This window comes from Microcystis ichthyoblabe FBCC-A1114, from assembly GCF_050500245.1.
Taxonomy (GTDB): domain Bacteria; phylum Cyanobacteriota; class Cyanobacteriia; order Cyanobacteriales; family Microcystaceae; genus Microcystis; species Microcystis ichthyoblabe_A.
The window spans coordinates 2,613,837-2,629,010 of the sequence record NZ_CP191408.1 but is presented as its reverse complement, the minus strand read 5'-3'; the positions used below and the strand labels follow the sequence as shown (position 1 = coordinate 2,629,010).

The following is a 15,174-nucleotide window of genomic DNA, read 5'->3' as shown; positions in this document are numbered from 1 at the left end:
CTTGTAATAAATGTTAATTTCTGTTAAAGGGGTCTTGAAAAATTGGCAATTGTTATGCTAAAACTGTTAGCAATAAACTTTTGCTGTTACTGTCATGACTCTCTCTCTTTTGTCGATTATTCCTGTTGTTGACGATGTTTTGTTCAATTTCGCTCAATCTGATGGCTTTTGGGCGAATTTGGCCATCGCTTTTGGGTCAAGTTATGATGTGGTTAAGGCGACGGAATTACGACAACAGTGGCAAAGCCGAAATTTTAGTCAAATTCCCCCAATTGAGGTACTCAGTGATGAAGTTTTGGGGACGGCGAATGGTGCTTATGCCAGCAGTACCAATAAGATTTATCTATCAGCATCTTTTTTAAATACGGCCTCGTCAGCATCGATAGTTAATGTAATTTTAGAAGAAATTGGGCATTATGTGGATGCTCAAATTAATCAGACAGATAGCGCGGGAGATGAGGGAGCAATTTTTGCGGAGTTGGTGCAAGGTAATAGTCTGGATGCGGCAACCTTAGACGCTTTACGAGGAGAGAATGACCAGACAACAATTATAGTCAATGGGGAAATTATTCAAGTAGAACAGGCGGATTTTACGGGGACTAATGGGAATGATAATATTACGGGAACTTCTGACAGTGATAATATTTCTGGGTTAGATGGCAATGATACTTTAAGTGGTTTGGGGGGAAACGACAGTATTTATGGGGGTAATGGTAATGACTCTCTTAACGGTGGGGATGGAAGTGATTACTTTACCAACGATGCAGGTAATGACACGATAAATGGTGGTAGTGGGACTGATCGCTATGAGGTTGACTACAGTAGTGCTAGTAGCGGTTTAACCATGACCTACAATACCACTACCGGGAGTGGGACGATTACTGTTGGTACGGAAACTGATACCTTTACTTCGATTGAGAGTTTTGAAGGGTTTAAGGGAACTGAGTATAATGATGTCATTTTTGGCGGTACAGCAAGTGAATATTGGGGCGCTCTCTCAGGTGGAAGTGGTAACGATACTATTTCAGGTAATGCTGGTGATGACAGAATTTATGGAGAGGATGGAAATGATGTCCTCAATGGTGGTGCTGATAATGACGAAATTTATGGTGGTAGTGGGAATGATCTCCTCAATGGTGATGCAGGAGATGATTACTTTACCAATGAGGACGGTAATGACACGATAAATGGTGGTAGTGGGATTGATCGCTATCATGCTGACTACAGCTATGCTAGTAGCGGTTTAACCATGACCTACGACACTGCTACCGGGAGTGGGACGATTACTGTTGGTACAGAAACTGATACCTTTACTTCGATTGAGAATTTTAACGGGTTTAAGGGAACTGAATATAATGATGTCATTTTTGGCGGTACAGCTGTTGAGGAACTCAAAGGTGGAGGTGGTAACGATACTATTTCAGGTAATGCTGGTGATGACTACATTTATGGAGAAGATGGGAATGATGTCCTCAATGGGGGTGTAGGTAATGATGACATTTATGGTGGTAATGGTAATGATCTCCTCAATGGTGATTCAGGACATGATTACTTTACCGGCGATGAAGGCAATAATGACACGATAAATGGTGGTGCTGGTAGTGATAGCTATCATGCTGACTACAGCTATGGTAGTAGTGGTTTAACCATGACCTACGACACCGCTGGGAGTGGAACGATTACTGTCGGTACGGAAACTGATACCTTTACTTCGATTGAGAGTTTTAACGGGTTTAAGGGAACTGATTATAATGATGTCATTTTTGGCGGTACAGCAGTAGGTTACGGTTACTATGAATATTTGTATGGTAGAGAGGGTAACGATACTATTTCAGGTAATGCTGGTGCTGACATCATTGATGGAGAGAATGGGAATGATGTCCTCAATGGGGGTGCTGATAATGATCAGCTTTATGGTGGTAATGGGAATGACACCCTACAAGGAACAGATGGCGGTACAGGAGAATCTGATTATTTAGTAGGAGGTTCAGGAAACGATCGCTTTATCCTTGCAGATACGACAAAGACCTTCTATGATGATGGTTTGACAGCTACTGAAGGTACTAGCGACTACGCGGAAATTGCCGACTTTAGCACCATTGATGATACAATTCAACTACGAGGTGCAAGTATTGACTATCTCTTAACAGTTTCTGGTTCCATTACTAATCTCTACATCAACAAACCAGGAAACGAAGCAGATGAACTGATTGCTTATATCAGTAATCAAACAGCATTAAGTCTAACTGCTAGTTATTTTAGCTATGTTTCTAGTCCGACTCTTCCCAGTATTACCCTTGCAGTTTCTCCCGCAAGTGTGACTGAAGATGGGACAACAAATCTGGTTTATACCTTCACCCGTAGCGGTTCCACCACTAATCCTTTAACAGTTAACTATACAGTTAGTGGGACAGCAACCAATGGAACCGATTACGCTTCTATTATTCCCACCAGTGTCACCTTTGCTGCTGGTTCAGCGACCGCGACGGTAATCGTTGACCCCACTGCTGATACTACAGTTGAAAGTAACGAAACTGTTATTTTAACCCTCGCTGCGGGGACAGGTTATACAATAGGTACGACCACCCCAGTGACGGGAACAATTAATAATGATGACAGTGCCTCTATTTCAATCAATGACGTAACTGTTAGCGAAGGAAATAGCGGGACTACCAATGCAGTCTTTACCGTCACCCTTTCCAATCCAGTTGATACATCTGTCACCCTCAATTACGCTACAGCCAATGGAACCGCTACCACAGCAGATAATGATTATACAGCGATTGCTACTACTCCCTTAACCTTCAATGTTGGGGAGACTTCTAAGACGATTACTGTTGCTGTCAATGGCGATACTAAAGTTGAAAATAACGAGACTTTCTTCGTCAATCTGAGTAACTTACAAGCCAATGGTCGTAATGTTACGATAACCGATAATCAAGGACAAGGTACGATTAATGATGACGATAGCACTGTCACCTCGCAACTCTCCATCAATGACATCACCGTGGTGGAAGGTCAAAATAGTAATGCAATCCTCACCGTCACTGTAAATAATCCAAGTACACAACCAATTAGCGTCAACTATACCACTGCACCCATTAACGCTACCGCCAATGTAGATTACACTAGCAAAACTGGAACTATCACCATTGCACCTAATACTGCCACCGCTACTATTAGCATTCCCATCCTCAATGATAACCTCAATGAACCTGATGAAGCTTTTACAGTAACCCTGTCAAATGCGGTTAATGCTACCATCAATCCCGACGAAGCAATTGGACAGGTAATTATTACTGACACCCTACAAAGCAGCATTACTCGAACCTTACCCAATAATGTGGAAAACCTCAGACTAATTGGCAGTAATAATATTAATGGTACGGGTAACGCTGCTAACAATAAAATTACCGGAAATAGCGGTAACAATATCCTCGCTGGTGCTAATGGTAACGATATTTACTGTTTCAATGCTTCAACCCAATTAGCAAGCGATACCATCCAAGAAACTACCACCGGCGGTATCGATACCCTCGACTTTACTGGGACAAATACCGCAGTAAGAGTTAACTTGGGGACTACTGCTGTCCAAACCGCCGTCACCAATAATCTAAGATTGACTTTTTCGGCAAATAACACCATCGAAAATATTATTAGCGATAGCGGTAATGACCGACTAACCGGGAATAGCCTTAATAATACTCTAACTGGTGGTGGTGGCAACGATCAATTAACCGGTCAAGACGGAAACGATAGCTTAATTGGTGGTTTTGGTGATGATTTAATTACTGGTGGTAATGGTAGCGATAACTTTATCTTCAATAGTAGTAATTTAGGCATCGATGCCATCAGCGATTTCACCCCCGGCAGCGATAAAATAGTATTAAGTAAAGCCATCTTTACTGCCTTACAAAGTAGCATTGGCAATGGCTTCAGTCAACCGGCTGAATTTGCCAGCGTCGCTGACGATGATTTAGTCGCCACTAGCAGCGCTTTTATCGTTTACAGTAACAGCAGTGGCAGTATTTACTACAATCAAAATGGTAGTGCTGCTGGTTTAGGAAGTGGCTCTGAATTTGCCAATTTGTTGACTGTTCCTACCCTGATAGCGGCTGATTTCACACTGATAAATTAACCTGGCCACACAGAGAAAAAGGGTTTCTTGAAGAAACCCTTTTTCTGGACTTGTGTTAAGGGTTACAGGTTCACCCATAGACTGACATCGAAAACAAAACACCCCAAGAGAGCGAGAGAGCAAAAACGAGGAAAATATTAAGAATTGTGTAAAAAGCTTGACAAATAGGCAAAAGTGCAGTAGGTAAAACCGAGGACTAAGCTAACCGGTGGATAGGATGCACAATCAGCATTCAGGTCTTGATTCGGTAGGGCCAGCACTCAAATTAATATCCGCAACCATAGAGAAAAGGTTATATAAATCTAACTAATCATTGACTTGAGTAATTGGTATTTTACAAATCCCTGAAAGCAAGTCACCATAGGAATTAAGCAAATGCAGTTCCGCATCAAATCCTGTGGGAGATAGAAATTATGGTTGCTTTAATCACCCCAAAACCGGCTAAAACCAGCCGTTTAACCACACAAATCCAAGAAATCGCCGAAAATACTTTTACCCTGCGCTGTTTGGATTGGGACCGCGATCGCTTTGATATCGAATTTGGTTTAGAAAACGGTACCACTTATAACTCTTTTGTTATTCAAGGGGAAAAAACCGCTCTCATTGATACATCTCACCGCAAATTCGATCGCCTTTATCTGGAGGAATTAACTAAACTAATCAACATCAATCATCTTGATTATTTAATTATCAGTCACACCGAACCTGACCACAGTGGTTTAGTCAAAGAAGTTTTAGAATTAGTCCCAGAAGTTACCGTGGTGGGGGCAAAAGTTGCCATGCAATTCCTCGAAAACATGGTACACAGACCCTTTAAACAGTTAATAGTTAAAAGTGGTGATACTTTAGATTTAGGTAATGGCCATGTCTTAGAATTTGTTGCGGCCCCTAATCTTCATTGGCCTGATACTATCTTCACTTTTGATGCTAAAACTGCCACCCTTTTTACCTGTGATGCCTTCGGAATGCACTTTTGTGATGATCAAACCTATGATCGAGAAAAAGACCTGCTAGAAGGCGATTTTCAAACCTATTATGACTGTCTGATGCGACCGAATGCTCGTTCAGTTTTAGGGGCAATTAAAAGAATCGAGAAATTTGAAATTAATCTCATTGCCACCGGTCACGGTCCCCTATTAAAACACCATATTTCTGATTGGGTGGGACGCTATCAAACTTGGAGTCAAGAACAAACTTCTGCTGATACTTTAGTAGCTGTATTTTTTACCCAAGATTACGGACAAAGCGAACATTTAGCTACTATGATCAGTCAGGGTTTGAATAAAAATGATGTGGTGACAGAATTAGTCGATATGAATAATGCTGATCCCCACGAAGTCAGAGAATTGATCAATCAATCTAAGGGAGTTATCATCGGAATGCCTCCCCAATCTTCCTCGATTAACCAGACGATTTTAAGCACGATTATTGCTTCAATTAATGGCAAACAAGCGGTGGGATTATTTGAGTCAGGAGGTGGGGAAGATGAACCAATTTTCCCCTTAAGAAATAAATTACAGGAAATCGGGGCGATCGAAGCTTTTCCTCCTCTTTTAGTTAAAGACAATTCCCATCAATCCCTCGATTTAATTGCCGATGAAGCAGGAACCGACCTCGGCCAATGGTTAAGCCGAGAAAAAACGATTAAACAAATTAAATCGATTAATAACGACTTAGAAAAGGCTCTAGGACGTATTAGCACCGGATTGTACTTAATTACTTCCCAAAAAGCTGATTTATCTAGTGCCATGATTGCCTCTTGGGTGACACAAGCAAGTTTAAATCCTTTAGGTGTGGCGATTGCAGTGGCTAAAGATCGGGCAATGGTATCCTTTTTACAGCCTAGCGATACCTTTGTTTTAAATGTTTTGGCTGAGGATAATTACCAGAAATTAATGAAACATTTCCTCAAGCGTTTCTCTCCCGGTGCCAATCGTTTTGAAGGCATTAAAACCTATACTGCCAATAATGGATCACCAATTTTAGCCGATGCCTTAGCTTATATAGAATGTGAAGTCACCAGTCGTTTAGATTGCGGCGATCATTGGGTAGTTTATTGTACCGTTAATAGTGGACGAGTTGCCCGTTTAGATGTCTTAACTGCTGTCCATCATCGCAAAGTTGGCAATCATTATTAACAGTTATCAGTTATCAGTTATCAGTGAAAAAGGCTCCCCAATTCATAATTCATAATTCACAATTCCCTAACAGCTAACATCCAATTCTATCAATTTTAGGAGCAATAAAATGTACGAACCAATTAAAAAACCTTCCCCAATGATGGTGAGAGTAGTACAAGTCTTAGAAATGATTCAAGATTTAATTGTCATTTCTCTCTGTATTGGTTTATTTAGCTTCATGGTGTTAGAAGTCAGAGAAATGTTTATGTCTCTGCTGCCACCGATTCAATTTCGGATTATTACCGCCGATATTTTATTCCTCTTAATTCTAGTAGAATTGTTCCGATTGTTAATTATTTATTTGCAAGAAAAACGAGTTTCTATCGGTGTTGCTGTGGAAGTTTCTATCGTCTCGGTTTTGCGAGAATTAATTGTCAGAGGAGTCCTAGAAACTAATTGGACACAAGTATTAGCCGCCTGTGCTTTTCTAATAGTTCTCGGCACATTAATGGTGTTAAGAGTTTGGCTTCCTCCCACCTTTGAAGGTATCGATCCCGAACAAAAAGTTTCTGAGCGTTATCGTCAACATTTAGTTAAAGACTTAACTGAAATAAACAACAAAATTTAGTCAGTTATCAGTTATCAGTTATCAGTTATCAGTTATCAGTTATCAGTTATCAGTTATCAGTGAGAAGGGGATAGGAAAATGGGGTAATAGGGTAATGGGGAGATAGAGTAATTTCCCCTAAAACCCTACTCCCCCAACACCCCACACCCCACACCCAACACCCCACACCCAACACCCCACACCCAAATTAACAACTATGACCACTACTACCTTAATTGCTAATACTGCTATCAATAATCGCCCCCGCGATGTTCAAACCGCCGAAATTGCCGATCAAACTTGGGTTTTTCGCTCGCGTACTTGGGACAGATTAAAATTTGAAATAGAATATGCTCGTCAACGGGGAACCACCGCTAATTCCTATCTTATCCGGGGCGATAAAACCGCCTTAATCGATCCTCCCGGAGAATCCTTCACCGAAATTTATTTAGAAGAAATTCGTCAATATATCCTCTTACATCGTCTCGATTATCTAATTCTCAGTCACGTTAATCCCAACCGTATCGTCACTTTAAAGGCATTATTAGCCGAAACCCATCAAATCACCATCCTCTGTTCTAAAGCTGCCGTCAATACCCTGAAAAATGCCTTGCCTGATGCCAAAATTTTGGGCATACGAACCGATGAAATCCTTGATTTGGGGCAGGGTCATCAACTCAGTTTTATTAATGTCCCTACCCCCCGCTGGCCTGATGGAATCTGCACTTTTGACCAAAAAACCCAAATTTTATACAGCGATAAATTCTTTAGTGTGCATCTGTGCAGTGACGATATTTGGGATAAAAATTGGAAAGAATTAGACGCAGATCGTCGTTATTATTTTGATTGTCTCCATGCCGTGCAATCTAAAACAGTAGAAACAGCCCTCGACAAAATTAAAGAATTTCCCGCCCAATATTATGCACCTGCCCACGGTCCGATAATTCGTTATAGTCTTAGTCGTCTTGCCCACGATTATCGCTATTGGTGTCAAGAACAAAAAACTCGACCCCTACAAGTGGCTTTATTATATGCTTCTGCCTACGGAAATACTGCCACCCTCGCCCGCTCGATCGAACGAGGATTATTAGAAAATGATCTGGCCGTAGAATCAATAAATTGTGAGTTTGCCACCCCCACCGAAATTAGTCAAGCGATCGAAAATTGTGACGGATTTATTATCGGTTCTCCCACCTTAGCTGGTCACGCTCCTACCCAAATTCAAACCGCTTTAGGAATCGTTCTTTCCACGGCAGCAAAAACTAAATTAGCTGGGGTTTTTGGTTCCTACGGTTGGAGTGGGGAAGCGGTAGATTTAATTGAAACTAAACTCAAAGATGCCAATTATCGCCTCGGTTTTGAGTCTTTGCGCGTGCGTTTTAGCCCCACAGAAAGCAGTTTACAAGCAGGTTATTCAGCCGGAGAAACCTTCGCCCAGACCTTGAAAAAAACCAAAAAATTGCGGGTTCCCCAACAGGGAATGACCGAAACACAAATCGATCGCACTGCCCAGGCCGTTGGTCGGATCGTCGGTTCCCTTTCTGTTCTCACCACTCGTCAGGGCGAGGATCATGCTGGTTTCTTGACCTCTTGGGTATCCCAAGCCAGTTTTAACCCCCCGGGGCTAATTATCGCCGTTGCTGACGAACAAGCCGCCGATCGCCTAATTAACTCCGGAACCGCCTTTACCTTGAATATTCTCAAGGAAGGGCGCAATTTACGCCGCCATTTTTCCAATTGCATCAAATCCGGCAGCGATGTCTTTACGGAATTAGAAACCCAAGTCGGGGAAAATGGCTGTCTGATTTTAAGCGAAAGTCTCGCCTATCTAGAGTGTACGGTCAAAGAGCGACAACTCTGCGGCGATCGCTGGTTAGTCTATGCCACGGTCGAGCGGGGTCAAGTTTTGGATGGTAACGGTGTCACCGCCATCGGTCATCGCAAATCCGGTAGTCAGTATTAAAACTGGACTAACGGGGCAAAGTTCCTGACTTTCCCCGTGTAATCAGCCTAGATTTCTGGGAAACGAATGTTATGTTATTATCTAAGGCTGTCCGACCGGGCCATTTTGTCTTTGTTTCCCCATGAAAAAATTGCCGCTAATCCTATCGGTGGGGAGTGTCGCTTTATTGTTGGTGGGATGTCCAGCTTCTGACCAAGCTAATCAATCCCCACCGATTACCCAAGAAACCCCCACCCCCTCTCCCAGTCCCCCGGCTGCCCAACCACCCGCCTTTAGCAATCCTAGGCAACCGGCTACCGAACCAGCCACCCTCAGGATACCTGGATTGATTCCCGCCACCGATCCCGACCAAAAACGGGCAGAAATTAATCGCGGTCGCAGGGATCCCTTTGCCCCCTTTCCCGTACAACCAAATATTACAATCACAGTGGCGGAAGAACCCCCGGCTGGGACTCCGGTGGGTACCGCACCCGCACCAATGGGCAATCCTCCCACCCCCAGACCACCGATAGTGAAAGGGCCGCCACCACCACCGCAACCGACGGAAGCGGAAGAAGTGCAAGTATCGGGCATTCTCCGGTTGCCTACCACCCCTATGGCGATCGTGAAAGCCCCCGGAGAAGCCACGGAACGTCGAGTTATCCCCGGTTCTACCCTCTCTAATGGTTTAATTTTAGTTAAAGCGATCAATACTAATCCCGATAACCCCTCTATTGTCTTAGAACAATACGGTCAAACTATTACCCGTCGCCTAGGGGATGGTGTCCCCGAACCCGCCACCGCACCGCAGGCCTCGATCAGTTATAATATTCCCGAATCAGGAGAATAAAACCCGTGCGATCGATTGCTATTCAACAAAAACAAACTATTATTTATCCGCGAATGCCCTTGGCTATCTATCGAGAATTAGCCAGCCATTTACAACAGGTTCAAGGTGTGGAAACCCATCTCACCCCCCAGCAGTTCCAACAATTCGATTATCACCAAAGTCAGATCAGTAGTCTAGAAATTAACTATACCGAGACTTTTCAGGAAAGCGATCGCCCTCTGGTCACGGCAATTCTCGGTTATTATGCCCAACGTCACGGCTCCTATCAACTTTCCTAAGCTTTCTCTCCTCACCTTTTCCCCGATTACCGACTTTCTTCTTAAAAACTAAAGGTATTTTATAGGATTTATCTTAATGCTGGGGATGATGCCAGATATCGTCATACTTCATCTAAACTTAAGTAGGGTTTGCGGCAAAAAGTACGGGCGAAGCATTCGGATAGAAAATCTACGGTTTCACCGATAGGTTATTGCCCGAATGCTTCGCCCCTACAGGACGTAGGGTTCATTCATGAATCAACCCTACCTTTTATAAAAATTAAAATCTTTCTGATTTTAAGCCAGCGACGACCAGAGGTAATCACTGATAACTGCTCACTGATAACTGCTCACTGATAACTGCTCACTGATAACTGCTCACTGATAACTGAAATGACCCTACCCAATTCCCTAGAAGAAACGATCCTGCAAGCGAAAGCCGCCACCCAACTGGCTCTAGAATCGGGAGCTAGACGCATACAAGTGGAATTAGTTATTCCAGAAATTGCTCTACAAGCGCAAGCTTTAGCCCTTGATTTTACCTCTATTTTTGACGGTTATGGTTCTGGTTTAAGGGTAATTTTTCCCGATACTGGAGCCGCCATGTTAGCTCGACGGGATTGGGGAGAAACAGTTTTTCAATTGGGAGATTTAGGTAGTCGTTTTATTCCCATCGAAAACAAAATTAAGCCCGAAGATGAAGCTTTTTTAGTTGTTTGTCCCTCCTCGGTTGAGATTAATTCCGTAGAAAAACTCTGTTACCTTGCCGAAGATCGTCCCGTAGTTCTTCTAATTCCTCAATTAGAAGATGTATCGGTAGTGGGTATCGGTTACGCAGCCCGACAATTGCGAGAAAGATTTTTAAGTATCCTAGAAAGTTGTTATTATTTTCGTCCCTTGGAATCAGCGATCGTTTATCGCTCCTATCCTTCCTTGTGGCAAGTTTGGCTAGAAAAAGAAGACGGTTACGAGTTAATTTCCGAACAGTCCACTAAACCCATGGGCGAAGCTTTAGAAAATCTGATTCTGAAAGCTTCTAGCAATAATCCCGATGATAGTTCTAATCCTGCTAACAAAGCCAAAAAGTCGGGTTTATTTGCCACGATGGGACGCTTTTTAAAAGCATTGCAACAGTGACATACTCCCCCCGTCACAGCGTAACTTAACGGGGGATTTTTTCCCCATTGCTGTTAGAAATTCTTGGCTTCGACAGATTGACCTCGATTGCAACTTTTGTTCTTTTATTTTAACCGATCATTTGGCAATGCTATAATAAGATTAGTCGGTAGTTTCCCTAGAGGTAAACTTTTATGATCATCAATAAGCGAGAACTCAAACAAGCCTTAAATCGGGTGTACTTGAAAATTAAGCCTGATACTGAAACAATTCAGGTTTTTCAAGCTAATTTGACGCGCTTGTTGGAGCAATGTGACAGCAAAAAGTCCGAAGAGTTTAATAAAAATTTGCTGATAGATTTTTTAAAAAATACCTATTATACCGATCGCTATTTTATCAATACAAAAGAGCGCATTGATCTGGTGATTCATAATAACCAGGATGTTAAAAGTCCAGTGGGGGTCATTTTTGAGACGAAGAAACCTACTCGGACAATAAATGCAGAAATGCCAAGACTGGATAATCTCAACACTAAGGCTTTTCAGCAGTTAGTTTTATATTTTCTCCGCGAAAGGGTGACGGATAAAAATCTTGAGATTAAACACTTGATCGTGACAAATATTTATGAGTGGTTTATTTTCGATGCGAAGATTTTTGAGGAGTTGTTTTTTGCTAATAAGGCTCTAGTTAACCAGTTTTGCGATTTTGAAGAAGGGAGACTGAGTAGTACAAAAACGGATTTTTTCTATCAACAAATTGCCGAGCCAGCAATCACTAAAGTTATTGAGCAAATTAAATTTACTCATTTTGATCTGCGAGAACTGGAAAATTTAGATTTGCTTGATATTTACAAGATTCTTTCGCCAGAACATTTACTTAAGTTACCTTTTGTTAATGATAGCAATACTTTAAATAAGCCTTTTTATAATGAGCTTTTGTATATTATCGGTTTGACGGAAATTAAGGGTAAAGGGAAGAAGTTAATCGGACAAATGAAAGAAGGCGATCGCTGTGATGGTTCCCTAATTGAAAATGCGATTAGTCGGTTGGATAGTTTGGATAAAATTGCACAATTAAAAAATCCTGAAGAGTTTGGAACTACGGATGAGGATCGGCTTTATAATGTGGCGTTGCGGTTATCAATTAATTGGATTAATCGGGTTTTGTTTCTCAAATTATTGGAAGCGCAGTTAATTAAATATCATCAAGGTGATCGAGATTTTGCTTTTCTCAATTTGGCGAAAGTTCCCAGTTATGATGATCTCGATAGTTTGTTTTTTGATGTGTTAGCTAGGGAGACAAATAAGCGCGAGGCTAAGGTTAAAACGACTTTTGCTCATGTACCTTATTTAAATAGTTCGCTATTTGAACCAACGGAGACGGAACAGCAAACGATTTTTATTGGCAATTTGCGGGAGCGAACTTTACCCATTTTTACAGCGACGGTGCTAAAAGATAATCAGGGTAATAAGCGAGTAGGTGAGTTAAATGCGTTGGCTTATTTGTTTGAGTTTTTGGATGCTTATAAATTCGATCGAGATGAGTTAGAAAATCCTCAAGAAGATAGCGAAAAGTTAATTAATGCTTCGGTGTTGGGGTTAATTTTTGAAAAGATTAATGGTTATAAGGACGGTTCTTTTTATACACCGAGTTTTATTACTATGTATATGTGTCGGGAAACGATACGAAGAGCGATCGTGCAGAAGTTTAATGAAGTAAAAGGCTGGAATTGTCAAACTTTAGATGATTTATATGAACGAATTGAGGACAAAAGAGAGGCAAATGTTATTATTAATAGCCTGAAGATTTGTGATCCGGCGGTGGGTTCGGGACATTTTTTAGTTTCAGCTTTGAATGAGATAATCGCGATTAAGAGTGAGTTACGGGTTTTATTAGATACTTCGGGTAAGTCGCTAAAAGATTATCGGGTAGAGGTGCGAAACGATAAGTTATTGGTTTACGATGATGAGGGGACTTTATTTGCTTATCATCCGAATAATAAAGAAAAGCAACGGGTACAGCAAGCCTTATTTCATGAGAAACAGACGATTATTGAAGGGTGTTTATTTGGGGTGGATATTAATCCTAATTCCGTGACAATTTGTCAGTTGCGGTTATGGATTGAGCTTTTAAAAAATGCTTATTATCGAGAGGATGGCAATTTAGAAACTTTGCCAAATATTGATATTAATATCAAGTGTGGTAATTCTTTGATTAGTCGCTTTGCTTTGGATGTGGATGTTAAACAGGTTTTACAGAAGCAGAAGTTTAGTATTGAGGAATATCGCAATGCGGTACAGACTTATCGCAATGCGGAAAATAAGGAACAAAAGCGGCAGATGGAAACGCTGATTGCTAAGATTAAGGCTGGTTTTAGTTCCAATTTATTAATCGGTAATCCTAAGAAGGTGAAGTTACGTCAATTACAAGGGGAACTTTATAATCTGGAAAATCAGGGTTTATTGTTTGAGGAGACTAAGACGGAGCAAAAAGCGCGGGAGAAAAAAGTAACTAAGTTAAATAATGAGATTGACAAGCTAACTGCTGAAATTGCAGATATTGAAAGCGGTAGGCTGTATAATAATGCTTTAGAATGGCGGTTTGAGTTTCCTGAAGTGTTGAATGATGACGGGGATTTTGTCGGGTTTGATGTTGTAATTGGTAATCCTCCTTATGGGGCTATCTTATGCGATATCGAAAAAGAGTTTATGAAACTTGAATATTCAGATTGTCACACTAGATGGACAGATACTTTTAATTACTTTATCGGAAAAACTTTGCTAATCGCAAAAGAAAATTCATGTAACTGTTTAATTATACCAAATAATTTTTTGTTTCAGAATGAGTATGAAAAATCGCGAAGAAACCTTCTTGCTTTATCTTCAATTGATTTAGTAATAAACTTAGGCGATAATGTTTTTGATGATGCAGAGGTTCCTACTACAATTCTTTTATTTAAGAAAGAAGTCAATCCTAATTATTTTATTGAATATGCAGATTTAAGATCATTTAAAAAATCTAATATTCTATTTCAACAAACTGAATTTTCTAAATACTCAAAAATTGATGTATTAGACACTCCATCTTCAGTTTTTGGAGTTAATAGATTGTTAGCCTCTATTAACGATAGAAATTCTAGCAGTATAAAATTAATTGATGAAATTGCTCTTGAGGTTGCAAACGGTATTCAACCTACTGGTGATAAAATATTCAGAATTCATTCTTCTGAAGCAAATGAGCTTGGAATAGAACCATCTATATTAAAAAATGTATTAGTAGGAAGCAATTTCAATAAATACGTCACATATGAAAGTGATTTTAAAGTCATATATACTACAAAATCAGTCAATATCAATGACTATCCAAATTGCTTGTCATATTTGGAAAAATACAAGGATAAATTGGAAAGTAAACGGGAAACAAAAAAAGGAATTTTACCTTGGTGGTGTTTGCATTGGGCGCGATACAAAGAACTTTTTGAAGAAGATAAAATTATTATTAGACAGACTGCGGATCGTGTAATTGCGACTATTGATACTGATTCATACTACGCTATGAATAATGTAATCATATTGAAGATTAAAGAAGAATATAAAATAGATTTTGATTACAAATTTCTTGTTGGCATTTTAAATTCAAAGTTAATTGATTATATTTATAAACAGTTAACTCAAGAAGAAAATAGAACTTTTGCCGAAGTTAAACCAATTAATATTAGAAAGCTACCTATTATAGCTACAGATTTACATCAAAAAAATATAATTATTGACATTGTTGACAAAATTCTCGCCGCTAAAAAAGACGATCCTAACGCTAACACAAGCGAATTAGAAAAGCAGATTGATCACTTAGTTTACAAACTCTATCAACTCACCTATAATGAAGTAAAAATCATTGATCCAGAATTTGCCCTAACAGAACAAGAATATCTGGACTTCCCCCAAGCAAAAATACTAAAAAATTAACCAAACCCTAATTAGGGTTTGCTGAAAAAGTACGGGCGAAGCATTCGGATAGAAAATCTACGGTTTCACCGATAGGTTATTGCCCGAATGCTTCGCCCCTACAGGACGCGGGCCGATGAAGACGCAAGGTTTGGAAGCACAATTCTCTCAAAATCTTGCACCTGTGGGAGCGAGAAAAG

Annotated in this window: 8 protein-coding genes; all 8 read left to right on the top strand. The window is 40.5% G+C overall.

The window, feature by feature from the left end; genetic code table 11:
• Positions 1-94 precede the first annotated feature (94 nt).
• Complete coding sequence (locus ACQY1Y_RS12530; RefSeq protein WP_430012857.1) at positions 95-4,138, top strand: beta strand repeat-containing protein; 4,044 nt, start codon at positions 95-97, stop codon at positions 4,136-4,138.
• Between the two features lie 413 nt (positions 4,139-4,551).
• Positions 4,552-6,276 carry a diflavin flavoprotein gene (locus tag ACQY1Y_RS12525; protein WP_430012856.1) on the top strand — a complete coding sequence of 575 codons (1,725 nt, stop codon included), beginning with the start codon at positions 4,552-4,554 and terminating at the stop codon, positions 6,274-6,276.
• A gap of 109 nt (positions 6,277-6,385) precedes the next feature.
• Positions 6,386-6,886, top strand: a complete 501-nt coding sequence (locus ACQY1Y_RS12520) for a phosphate-starvation-inducible PsiE family protein (protein ID WP_430012855.1) — start codon at positions 6,386-6,388, stop codon at positions 6,884-6,886.
• 196 nt (positions 6,887-7,082) lie between these two features.
• A complete protein-coding gene (locus ACQY1Y_RS12515; protein WP_430012854.1) occupies positions 7,083-8,828 on the top strand; it encodes a diflavin flavoprotein in 1,746 nt (581 codons plus the stop codon).
• Between the two features lie 121 nt (positions 8,829-8,949).
• Positions 8,950-9,657, top strand: coding sequence for a hypothetical protein (locus tag ACQY1Y_RS12510; protein ID WP_430012853.1), 708 nt, complete (start codon positions 8,950-8,952; stop codon positions 9,655-9,657).
• A gap of 5 nt (positions 9,658-9,662) precedes the next feature.
• Positions 9,663-9,935 carry a hypothetical protein gene (locus ACQY1Y_RS12505; RefSeq protein WP_194033480.1) on the top strand — a complete coding sequence of 91 codons (273 nt, stop codon included), beginning with the start codon at positions 9,663-9,665 and terminating at the stop codon, positions 9,933-9,935.
• Between the two features lie 372 nt (positions 9,936-10,307).
• Entirely contained in the window at positions 10,308-11,051 is a 744-nt protein-coding gene (locus ACQY1Y_RS12500; protein WP_430012852.1) for a DUF1995 family protein, read from the top strand.
• A 173-nt stretch (positions 11,052-11,224) separates the two neighbouring features.
• Complete coding sequence (locus tag ACQY1Y_RS12495; RefSeq protein ID WP_430012851.1) at positions 11,225-14,995, top strand: DUF7149 domain-containing protein; 3,771 nt, start codon at positions 11,225-11,227, stop codon at positions 14,993-14,995.
• The last annotated feature ends 179 nt before the right edge of the window (positions 14,996-15,174 follow it).

Bases quoted from the DNA above. Each gene is read 5' to 3' on its own strand.
- ACQY1Y_RS12530 (WP_430012857.1), top strand. From the start codon at position 95: ATGACTCTCTCTCTTTTGTCGATTATTCCTGTTGTTGACGATGTTTTG.
- ACQY1Y_RS12525 (WP_430012856.1), top strand. From the start codon at position 4,552: ATGGTTGCTTTAATCACCCCAAAACCGGCTAAAACCAGCCGTTTAACC.
- ACQY1Y_RS12520 (WP_430012855.1), top strand. From the start codon at position 6,386: ATGTACGAACCAATTAAAAAACCTTCCCCAATGATGGTGAGAGTAGTA.
- ACQY1Y_RS12515 (WP_430012854.1), top strand. From the start codon at position 7,083: ATGACCACTACTACCTTAATTGCTAATACTGCTATCAATAATCGCCCC.
- ACQY1Y_RS12510 (WP_430012853.1), top strand. From the start codon at position 8,950: ATGAAAAAATTGCCGCTAATCCTATCGGTGGGGAGTGTCGCTTTATTG.
- ACQY1Y_RS12500 (WP_430012852.1), top strand. From the start codon at position 10,308: ATGACCCTACCCAATTCCCTAGAAGAAACGATCCTGCAAGCGAAAGCC.
- ACQY1Y_RS12495 (WP_430012851.1), top strand. From the start codon at position 11,225: ATGATCATCAATAAGCGAGAACTCAAACAAGCCTTAAATCGGGTGTAC.